The 10,428-nt window shown below is 49.6% G+C and carries 11 protein-coding genes and 1 other annotated feature; of the genes, 2 read left to right on the top strand and 9 right to left on the bottom strand.

Annotated features, from left to right (window positions below; translation table 11 throughout):
* Positions 1 to 212: 212 nt before the first annotated feature.
* From E1963_RS18820 to E1963_RS18800, 5 genes are all read right to left on the bottom strand, one after another.
* Positions 213 to 1,385, bottom strand: coding sequence for a SpoIIE family protein phosphatase (locus tag E1963_RS18820; protein WP_132281538.1), 1,173 nt, complete (start codon positions 1,383 to 1,385; stop codon positions 213 to 215).
* A gap of 1 nt (position 1,386) precedes the next feature.
* Positions 1,387 to 3,102, bottom strand: coding sequence for a [Fe-Fe] hydrogenase large subunit C-terminal domain-containing protein (locus E1963_RS18815; protein ID WP_132281535.1), 1,716 nt, complete (start codon positions 3,100 to 3,102; stop codon positions 1,387 to 1,389).
* Positions 3,099 to 3,344: a (2Fe-2S) ferredoxin domain-containing protein gene (locus E1963_RS18810; protein WP_132281532.1), complete on the bottom strand. Its 246-nt coding sequence runs from the start codon at positions 3,342 to 3,344 to the stop codon at positions 3,099 to 3,101. Before E1963_RS18810 ends, E1963_RS18815 begins: the two co-directional genes overlap by 4 nt.
* Positions 3,345 to 3,456: 112 nt before the next feature.
* Positions 3,457 to 3,693 carry a barstar family protein gene (locus E1963_RS18805; RefSeq protein WP_132281529.1) on the bottom strand — a complete coding sequence of 79 codons (237 nt, stop codon included), beginning with the start codon at positions 3,691 to 3,693 and terminating at the stop codon, positions 3,457 to 3,459.
* Positions 3,694 to 3,709: 16 nt separating this feature from the next.
* Entirely contained in the window at positions 3,710 to 4,204 is a 495-nt protein-coding gene (locus E1963_RS18800) for a ribonuclease domain-containing protein (protein ID WP_132281526.1), read from the bottom strand.
* Positions 4,205 to 4,370: 166 nt separating this feature from the next.
* Between E1963_RS18800 and E1963_RS18795 the strand changes: the two genes are divergently transcribed.
* Entirely contained in the window at positions 4,371 to 5,687 is a 1,317-nt protein-coding gene (locus E1963_RS18795; RefSeq protein ID WP_132281544.1) for a replication-associated recombination protein A, read from the top strand.
* 143 nt (positions 5,688 to 5,830) lie between these two features.
* On the opposite strand, the gene E1963_RS23300 is transcribed toward E1963_RS18795, so the two are convergent.
* Together E1963_RS23300 and E1963_RS19875 are read right to left on the bottom strand one after the other, a co-directional pair.
* Complete coding sequence (locus tag E1963_RS23300) at positions 5,831 to 6,199, bottom strand: FtsX-like permease family protein (protein ID WP_132281523.1); 369 nt, start codon at positions 6,197 to 6,199, stop codon at positions 5,831 to 5,833.
* Entirely contained in the window at positions 6,174 to 6,371 is a 198-nt protein-coding gene (locus E1963_RS19875; RefSeq protein ID WP_167482271.1) for a hypothetical protein, read from the bottom strand. The genes E1963_RS23300 and E1963_RS19875 overlap by 26 nt, the downstream gene beginning before the upstream one ends.
* A gap of 460 nt (positions 6,372 to 6,831) precedes the next feature.
* Positions 6,832 to 7,095: a binding site (T-box leader), on the top strand.
* Between the two features lie 137 nt (positions 7,096 to 7,232).
* Here E1963_RS19875 and E1963_RS18785 point away from each other — a divergent pair.
* Positions 7,233 to 8,609, top strand: a complete 1,377-nt coding sequence (locus E1963_RS18785; RefSeq protein ID WP_330570893.1) for a TrpB-like pyridoxal phosphate-dependent enzyme — start codon at positions 7,233 to 7,235, stop codon at positions 8,607 to 8,609.
* Between the two features lie 79 nt (positions 8,610 to 8,688).
* On the opposite strand, the gene E1963_RS18780 is transcribed toward E1963_RS18785, so the two are convergent.
* Both E1963_RS18780 and E1963_RS18775 read right to left on the bottom strand, forming a co-directional pair.
* Complete coding sequence (locus E1963_RS18780) at positions 8,689 to 9,468, bottom strand: M15 family metallopeptidase (RefSeq protein ID WP_132281520.1); 780 nt, start codon at positions 9,466 to 9,468, stop codon at positions 8,689 to 8,691.
* Positions 9,469 to 9,514: 46 nt separating this feature from the next.
* Positions 9,515 to 10,297: a hypothetical protein gene (locus tag E1963_RS18775; RefSeq protein ID WP_132281517.1), complete on the bottom strand. Its 783-nt coding sequence runs from the start codon at positions 10,295 to 10,297 to the stop codon at positions 9,515 to 9,517.
* Between the last annotated feature and the right edge of the window lie 131 nt (positions 10,298 to 10,428).

Raw genomic sequence — 10,428 nt, 5'->3', positions numbered from 1 at the left:
TAAAATACTGTAAATCCGGCGAAATAATATCTTTTCAAAAAATGATATTTTCACCAAGGGATAAGTGCGCCCTTTTTTCGAAAAAAATATTTTTTTATTTATCTATTGACATTTATTAGCTGGACTTTATCTTGTAAACGGATTACTGTGGAAAATGTTACACGCGCAGACAGGGACAGGGCACCTTCCGCACCCTGTCCCTGCATATACTCTTAATAATATCTGACATTTACATTTTTCCCAATATGCTCTGCGCATTCTTTCAGCTGGTCCACAAGATTCATGCGGATGCTCAGGTCAAACGGGAGGTTGGAATTCTGATGTGCCGTGTTAACTGCTTTTCCGACAAACAGGTTCAGTTCCGTACACTCTTCTATCATCAGTTTCGCCAGCTTGGCCGCCCCGTTTTCCGCATCAAGCTCATCAAAGAAGGCCTCGTCAAATTCATCCTGTTCGTAACGCCTCAGAAGGTTTAGCGCTTTCCCAAGCGTCAGCACTCCTTCCGTCACAAGATCCAGCCCTTCAATCGTCGCTGTAGGTGGCACGTTAGGATCTGCGTAGTTCAGAGAGGTGACGATATCTTTGCGCAGAATCCTTGCGACGATATTGGCGCTCGTTCCGCCGCAGACGACCTTCTTCCCCTCGCCGCGCATGAAGTCCTTTACCACCCGCTCATCGTCTTCTTTTTGCGTCGGCGGTCCGGTGAACAGATTGACGATACGCCGTTCGATTACCCGGGTGACGGCAATGGTCGTATCGTCCCCCGGCTTCTGTCCGTACAAATCGTCGCAGGCTTTGCTGAGCATGGCTGCCAGCCGGGAAGCAGAAAGCGTCTCTTTCGTGCATTTCAGCGTATATTCCGCCATACTCTCCCAAGTCCATCCAAAGTTCAGCAGCTCTCCTACGCCGGCATAGATGACACCGTCGCTCATAAGTACAAAACAGTCATTCATCTGCACCTTGAACCTGTACAGATGAATCATCTTGTCTTCTATCACCCGCTCCTCGTAAGGATAGTCCACCACCTTACCGTCTCTTACGAACACGCAGGACGGATTGTCAAACTCCACGAGATACGCATCTCCATTGTGGAATATCTGCAGGATGCTGAATGTCGCATATGCCACTTCCCGCACCTTGCAGACCGGCAGCGTCTTCGCAATCGTCTCCACGCAGTCCTCGATCGGCGCCCCCTCCAGATACATGGTAGCCAGTATCTTGGACGTGAGCGTAGCGAGGATATTGGCCTTGACGCCACTGCCCATGCCGTCGGCCAGAATCACGATTTCGGAATCTTCGGTCTTGAGCACTTCCACCTTGTCGCCGCACAGCTCTTCCCCGTGCTTGTTCAGGCTCTTCCATGCCACATCTACACTTACATTCATACTACTCTCCTTCTTCTTCAAAAAGAATAGAATCTCTTAGCTTGGATAGGGTCACCTTCGTCTCTGCCGTCGTCTCCCCGAGCAGGCCCGCAATCTCCTGCGCGACCATCATCTGCTTGTCGATGACCCTCTGTGCCATCTCCACCGTCTCTATCTTCAAGTTATAATGCTGCTCTTTCGCTTTTTCTTCCTTCGTGATATCCTGGTACGTCACAAGGACGGATTCCAGGCTCTCGATATATATGATGGACTCTACGACAGTCATCCCGATAGAATCAAGCCCTACCTTCTTATGTATGACCTGCTGCTTCGTGCGGAGCACTTCTGATATGTCCCTGTCATCCAGGAACTCGAATATGTACCGCTCCAGAGCTTCTTCCCGGGAGACGTCCAGCATCTCCTGCGTCTTCTTGTTGCATTCTCTGATACGCATATCCTTGTCCACGATAAGAATCATGCTCGGCGTCACATCCATGACGACGTTGGACATGGACTCCGCCTGCTCGAGCGCATGGGGCAGGCACATCCCTATCTCCGCCTTCCTCTGGTACACCGCCACAGCCTTCGCCCGGCACGTAGGATAGCCACAAGCCCCGCAGTTGAGCTCATCTTCGGCCGTGTATTTGCCCATAGCCTTCAGAACTTCCCGCATCTCGTTACCATCAGGCATCTTGTCCGCCACGCGGCGGTCATGGAATTCCTTTTCCATGGAGATGTTCCCGCAGGCAATCCCTTCCGCGGGCTCCCTGTGTCCGACCTGGTCTTCCACATTCATCTTCGCCTTGATGACGGTCTGCTGCCATTTATCAGAGGCAGGACCCTTGATGCATCCCCCCTCACAGACATTCACCTCAAAAAAGCAGTCCTCCACCTCACCCTTGGTAAGCTCCTCGAACAGCTCCATGCAAGGCTTCAGCCCGTCTACATACACTTTATAGTAATTGTCTTCCACAGAATCCGCCAGTATCGACTTGACAATCCCTCCTCCTACAGGATACAGCTTGTTGACCCGGGGGTCCGGATTGCCGACCGGCCTGTCCTCGCATGCAGATACGTCAATGCCTTCCGCCTTCCACCACTTTGTAATCTCTTCAAATGTAAGGATGGCATCTATCGCGCCGATAACCCTCTTGTCCCCGATCGCCTCTTCCTTCTTGGCGATGCACGGCCCGAGGAATACGACCTTCGTGTCATCCCCGTATATGCTTTTGATGAGACGCCCGTGGGCAATCATGGGCGACACGACCGGCGCCATCTGCCCGGTCAGGGCGGGATAATACTTCTCGATCAGGTCATTCACGCTCGGGCAGCACGTCGTGATGATATTCTTCATCCTGCCGTCTTTCAACAGCTTTCTGTATTCCTGGGTCACAAGGGCGGCCCCTTCTGCCGTCTCGCGCACTTCATAAAAACCGAGCTTCAGCAGAGCGTCTACCACCTGTCCCGGCTTTCCATACTCCAGTACGCCAAGATAGGACGGCGCTATGGAGATGACCGTCTTCATCCCCTGCTTCAGATAACCTTTGACTCGTTCCATATCACTGGCAAATGTCTTGGCATTCTGCGGACAGACTTCCAGGCAATGTCCGCAGTTGATACAGTGGTCCTTCATAATATGCGCCTGCTCATTCTGTACAGATATGGCTTTTACCTCGCAGTTACGCACACATTTATAGCAGTGTCTGCAGCTTGCATCTTTAAAATCAATTACCCTCACCTGACCGCCTCCTTCTGTATGACTTCATGGAAGAAATCTTCTGCATCTTCCGGTTTCACATGGTAGATACCCTCTCCAATCTTCACGCTTACCCCTTTGGAGCAGGCCCCCATGCAAAAGGATCCGCACAGCTCTACCTGTGCATCCATCTGCTCTTCTTTGAGAAGCCTGCCAAATGTCTTTACAATCGCCTCCGACCCGCGCAGATGGCAGGAACTTCCGATACATATCTGGACTTTCATAATGTGCCCCTTTCCGCTCTGTGTGCAGATGCACCGGCATTGATGTCTCAGCTTGGATAGCAATGCCGGCCCGCACTTGAATATTTGCAATTATTATAACATTACCGGCGTATTATCGCAATTCGACTTCTACATCTGCTTCCTGCATTACTTCTATTATTTTTGCTGCGCAGCATCCGGCATCAGCGCTGTTAGACAGGATGACCTTCAGACCGTCCAATTCTGTAAGGCAGTCGTAGAGCGCATCCAGATTCGCACCGTAATAGTCCGGGAGCCCGAGCCGCTCTTTCAGGTATGCATGAGCCGCTTCCTTCTGGCACAGTCTGCCCGCGTCCAGCGTAACTTCCATCTTAATCCTCCTTCCATTATTCTTCTTCGTATAATAGCTCAAAGCTTTCATAATGGTCTTCCGTGTAGTAGATCAGCCCGTCATCCGAATAGATAATCCTTTTGGCTCCCCGGTAGCTGCCGTCACCGTCAATATCGCACTCATAATAGTTCCGGCCGGGCTTTTCAGGCAGAAGCCCTTCATAATTGCCAAAATGGTCCCCTCCGATGCTTTTCCCCGGTGCAGCTTCGCCCAGGTTTCCTTTTTTGCTTTCCCATCCAAGCGCTTTTGCCTCCTTCTTCGTGATGAAGTTATCTGGAAGACGGCCATAGGTATGAATATAAGCCGCAACCTCTGCTTTTGAAGTATAGGTGCCGGCCGCCTCTACCTTGACCGTCTCATTCCTTCTTCCTGCTTCCAGACCGGTTCCACCGCCGGATGTGCTTTCCGTTGCCGGATTGCCGCAGCCTCCGGCCAGCAGGCAGAGCAGCAGGGCGGCTATGCCTGCCAGATAACGTATCTTTCTGTTCATGCTTCCCCTTTCTGCTTATTATGGTTTGATATTACCATTATACAGAGACTTTGTGTCAACTGCAAACATCCCACATCTTTTTTCCCAATTCCTATTCCATTCTGAACGTATGTTTGGTACAATAGATAATATAGAGTCATGATGTAGATAAGGAGCAGCCAGTATGATGGAACAGATTTCACTTTTTGATAATGAACGGGCAGTCACCCCGCTTGCAAGCCGCCTCCGCCCCGGAAGCCTTGATGAATTCGCCGGGCAGGAACATCTGCTCGGCCCCGGAAAGCTGCTGAGGCAGCTCATCGACAAGGACCAGATATCCTCCATGATATTCTGGGGACCTCCGGGTGTCGGCAAGACGACGCTGGCCCGCATCATCGCGGGAAGGACGAAAGCGGATTTTATCGATTTCAGCGCTGTCACCAGCGGCATAAAGGAAATAAAAGAAGTGATGGCCAAGGCAGAAAAGGACCGGCACGCGGGCATCCGCACCCTCGTCTTTGTCGATGAGATCCATCGTTTCAACAAAGCCCAGCAGGATGCCTTTCTGCCGTATGTGGAAAAGGGAAGCATCATCCTCATCGGGGCGACGACGGAAAATCCTTCGTTCGAGATTAATGCCGCTCTCCTGTCCAGATGCAAGGTGTTCGTGCTCCATGCCCTGTCAGAGGACGACCTGCTTCACCTGCTCCGCCACGCTCTTGCCTCTCCGGCCGGATTCGGGAATCTGGATGTGGATATCTCTGAAGGCTCTCTGCGCATGATTGCGGGATTTGCCAACGGGGACGCGCGTAATGCTCTGAATACGCTGGAGATGGCTGTCCTCAACGGGGAAATCACCCCCGAAAAGACGCTTGTCACGAAGGCGTCCATCGAACAATGTATCAGCAGGAAATCCCTGCTCTACGATAAGAATGGAGAGGAGCATTATAATCTCATATCGGCCCTGCACAAATCGATGCGCAACAGCGATCCGGACGCGGCCATATACTGGCTGGCCCGGATGCTGGAGGCAGGAGAGGACCCGCTCTATGTCGCCCGGCGGCTCGTGCGCTTTGCCAGCGAGGACGTGGGCATGGCGGACAGCCAGGCCCTGCCTCTGGCCGTTGCGGGCTATCAGGCCTGCCATTTCCTCGGAATGCCGGAATGTAATGTCCACCTCACCCACGTCGTGACCTACCTGTCCATGGCTCCGAAGTCCAATTCCCTGTATATGGCTTATGAGACATGCCGCAAGGATGCCCAGGAACGTCTGGCGGAGCCGGTCCCGCTCCAGCTTCGCAATGCGCCGACCTCCCTGATGAAAGACCTGCGCTACGGAGACGGCTATCAATACGCCCATGATAGCGCCGATAAGCTGACCGACATGCAATGCATGCCTGACAGCCTTGCAGACAGGACTTATTACCATCCTACCGAAGAAGGAGCCGAAGCCCCTGTCAAACAACGTCTGCAGCAGATCCGGTCCTATAGGAATCAAATATAGCCCGGATTCAGAAGCAGTACCCATAATGCCGTTAAAAGCAGCATTATACCAAAAACAGGGCGTGTTTCCTAACTTCAACACGCCCTGTTCCACTTCTGCACACCGTCATTCATACTTTTGTTTCATATCATCCACATGAATGGCTAATGCAATCTTCTGATATTAGATATGATACTGTTTCTGAGTATACGTTTTACCGGTACATGTATCGTAATTAGACTAATTCCGGCACATACTACAACCGCTGTCAGAACAGAAAAAGCAAAATCGGAGAGATCTCCCATGTTACTCATTACAGCATGCTTAAAAGTTTTCATGCTGTCAAAACTTGTAGCGACACGTAATCTGTAAATAAACCAGGCAGAACAGATAAGTCCTTCTGCCCCTGTAATAATGACTGACTCGTATAGATATTCATAATAGTACATTTTCTTCAAATCGGATTTACTTATTCCCAAAGTCTGGAGTATGCCTATCCTTTTTCTTTCATAATTGAGATGCCCCCCCCCCATTGCCCTGATACATAATCAATAAGTACAGCAGCCAGACAGCCGTAATAATTACCACCATGCGGAATATATCAGATACCAGTTGTCCTCGTATCTCCTCATATATGTTTCTTTCATTAACCAGCCCTTCACCATTATGCACCGTGCTGAAAAAATCTGCTATTGCAATGTCCATTTCTTCAAAATCTGCATCCTCCGAATATGGAAATCGAACTGAATTATAATTGAAATATTTTAATTACCATTGCTATGATATTTAAACTACTTATATATCCATAGTTTCCATTCATATAAAATTTCTTTTAAAAATCTTTCTTATGCATTTTATAAAATTTACGGTAAATAGAATTAGCAACAGAAATACGTTAATTACTATTAATATATCAAATATATTCAAATTGCTTTTAACTACATCATTGCAAACTATAAAAAAAAATACTGAACCTACTAAAATTCCCCAGATGCATATTTTAAATACCTTTCATATCTTTTATCTGACAAGCCAACCAGTACTGTATTTGAGAATTTTAAAAAACAAATATAATTACTAACATAAATGTATAGAAATACATAACATTATTCTGAAAATAAATATATTGACTTTTCTTTATTACTGAATTATAATAAAGCAAAATCAAGAACCGATGAGCAAGAGTAGTAGCTTTAACGGCATATTAACAGAGAGTCACGTGATGGTGGAACCGTGATAATATCCGATTCAGTGAATGGACTTGCGAGGGCAAACCAAAATGGCATGTATCGTGTCAGAGTAGGGGCGACGGAATCCAACCGTTATCACATGGAACATGTATGTCTGTACATGTCTGAGCGCATTCTTTTCCTATCTACCGAAAGAATGAATTTAGGTGGCACCGCAGGAACCCACTCCTGTCCTAATGAATTAGGACGGGAGTTTTTTTACTTTATAGGAAATTACGTCCTATAAAGCAAAAACCCTCCGGGGGTTGAAAACACCTGTGCCAAACCTCTCTGTCGGACTTAGCATTTATCAATCTCAAATGAAAGGAAGGAAAACATGATGAAAGAAGCAAAGAAAATCCCTTACAAAATCTACCTTGAAGAAAGTGAGATGCCAAAAGAATGGTATAATGTACGCGCCGATATGAAGAATAAGCCTGCGCCGCTATTAAATCCAGGCACTTTAGAGCCTATGACTTTTGAGGAGCTGCGTGGTGTATTCTGCGATGAGCTCGTAAGACAGGAGCTGGACGATACGACGCCTTACTTTGATATACCACAGGAAATCCAGGATTTTTATAAGATGTACCGGCCATCGCCGCTTGTCCGGGCATACTGCCTGGAGGAAGCGCTCCAGACACCGGCTAAGATCTATTACAAGTTCGAGGGCAATAATACTTCCGGCAGCCACAAGCTGAACTCTGCCATCGCGCAGGCATATTATGCCAAAAAGCAGGGACTCAAGGGCGTGACGACAGAGACCGGCGCCGGCCAGTGGGGTACGGCCCTGTCCATGGCATGTGCGTATCTCGGGCTCGACTGTCAGGTATACATGGTCAAATGCTCCTATGAGCAGAAGCCGTTCCGTCGGGAAGTGATGCGGACTTACGGTGCCAACGTGACCCCCTCTCCGTCAGAAACTACCAATGTCGGACGCAAGATCCTCTCCGAGCACCCGGGTACTTCGGGGAGTCTTGGCTGTGCCATCTCTGAAGCGGTCGAGGCTGCGGTCTCACAGGACGGCTACCGCTATGTACTCGGCTCCGTCCTGTCACAGGTGCTGCTCCATCAGTCGGTCATCGGACTGGAGACGAAAGCAGCACTTGACAAATATGGTATAACACCTGATGTCATTATCGGATGTGCAGGCGGCGGCTCCAACCTCGGCGGACTCATTTCCCCGTTTATGGGCGAAAAGTTAAGAGGGGAGAAAGACTATCAGATCATAGCGGTAGAGCCGGCGAGCTGCCCAAGCCTTACACGCGGCAGATATGCCTACGACTTCTGCGATACCGGCATGGTGTGCCCGCTGGCCAAGATGTACACTCTTGGAAGCGGATTCATCCCGTCGCCGAACCACGCAGGAGGGCTCCGCTACCACGGCATGAGTTCCGTTCTCTCACAGTTGTACGACGACAAGCTCATGGAGGCCATCTCCATCGAACAGACGGCAGTCTTCGAAGCCGCAGCCAAATTCGCCCGCATCGAAGGCATCCTCCCTGCTCCTGAAAGCAGCCACGCTATCAAGGCCGCCATGGATGAGGCTATGAAGTGCAAAGAGACCGGGGAAGAGAAGACAATCGTCTTCGGCCTCACCGGAACCGGCTACTTCGACATGATGGCATATGAAAAATTCAACAACGGCGAAATGACCGATTATATCCCGTCCGACGACGACCTGGCAAAAGGATTTGCCGGTCTGCCGCAAGTATAATAGACATTTAGGTACAGGTCAAAACTCAAATGGGGACGTAACAAAATTGAATTTGATCACGTCCCCGTTCACAGTTTTTTCACATTTGCACGTATTCTTCGAGGCAGATTCCCTGCCTCATTATTTCTTCTGCCGCCTCTTTTCCGACATAGCGGTAGTGCCACGGCTCGTAGCTGATGCCCGTCATATCGCTTTTGTCGGAGGGGTAGCGGAGGATGAAGCCATATTCGCTGCAGTGTTCCATGAGCCACTTTTGTTCCGGCGTCTCTTCCTGTCCTTTGTCCAGAAGCTGGTACGACTCTGCCACGATGTCGACAGCCAGTCCGAGCTCGTGTTCGCTCGTACCCGGCGGCGCGACCCATACGGCGGCCTGTTTTTCCGCCTCTTCCCTGGAACCAGCCTGGCCCATGCAGGATACTACCTTTGCCTCATATAATGACCTCTGCTTTTCCGCCGTCCGGTAGGAAGAACAGATTAAGGGAGAAAGCCCTTCACTCCTCGCCGCGTCCATCATATCCTGCAGATCTCTGTATATACGCGAATCTACGGATTGTCCATTTTTAAGCACAGTAAGGTCAATAGGATAGCTTTCGGGAATCGGATGTGACGCATTCACAAGCCTCAGATTCCATGCGGACGCATCTGCCCTTTCCACTGTCTGTTCCTGGCCGCTTCTGTACCTATCCGCACATGTAAATCCGCAGATAAAGACGAGCAGGCAGATGATGGCGGCAGAAACGCCGTAAAAGACAATCTTGTCCTTCCTTTTCTGCTGTCTGGCCGCTTTCCTGTGCTTTTCCGTCTCCCTCCCGGATACACGGTAATACGCCGAACGTTGCTCTGGCCTATATCGGTTCATGAAAACCTCCCCTTTCATAAGGAATCTTTATTTCACCGATATTGTATTACCAAGTTGCATCCAATGCACTGCCATATCCCGTCGAAGTTGCATCATCTACTGTCGATGCCGTATCATCTCCCGCCATCCCTAATGACAGAGCATCCGTCAGGCTGATATAGCCGTTCTCCTTCTGCTCAGACTGGTAAATGATGTACAAGACGTCAGAATTTCCCGTTTCATACACGACTGCCCCATCCAGCGGCTGCCTGTCCATCTCTTTCAGCGTAATGCCGAGATACTCCGCCCACTTTTCCCCGGCATTATCTGTCAGCGTGATGCCTACCCCCGTACCTACGGATGATATGCTGAACTCATATATGACTTCTGTCTCTTCGTCGATCAGGAGCCACAGGGACAGTCCGTTGCACTCGGCTCCGATGTAAAAGCATCGTATCTTCTGCTGTACATCCGCCTCTGTATAGTACATCCGCATCGCTTCTATGACAGTTATATTGCCGGTCAGCCCTTCTCCTGTCACGATGCCTCTTTGAAGCAGCTTTTCAAACCCTTTCTGCACAAGTTCTGCCAGCCTATTATCTGCCTCACTATATACGACTTTGCCTGATATGACTTCACTTCCCGTCTGGCGCGCCCTGTTTATGACAGACAGCTTCTCGAGCGTATCCGCCGCCGGCTTCTCCGGCTTAGCAGATTCCTTCAGCTGTTCCGTCTGCACATCCGCCAGCAGCTTCTTTTCCTCATATCCGGACAGACCGACAGGCACATAGACCGACGCTGCAAGAACCGCAGCAAGAAGTAGTATTGCCAGCCACGTTCTGTTCTTCATCCCTGCCTCCTTGTATAATGTATTTAGGTTGTTCAAGGGATACCTATAAACCCTTAGACCTACTTCTTTACATCTCCAGTCTGATAGGAGATAATTGTTTTATTAGATTGAGGGGATGATCGTTGCCTCCT

The sequence above is a fragment of the Extibacter muris genome (assembly GCF_004345005.1).
Classification (GTDB): Bacteria; Bacillota; Clostridia; order Lachnospirales; family Lachnospiraceae; genus Extibacter; species Extibacter muris.
Note: the sequence above shows the minus strand (reverse complement) of the source record. Positions and strands in the feature narration are given on the sequence as shown.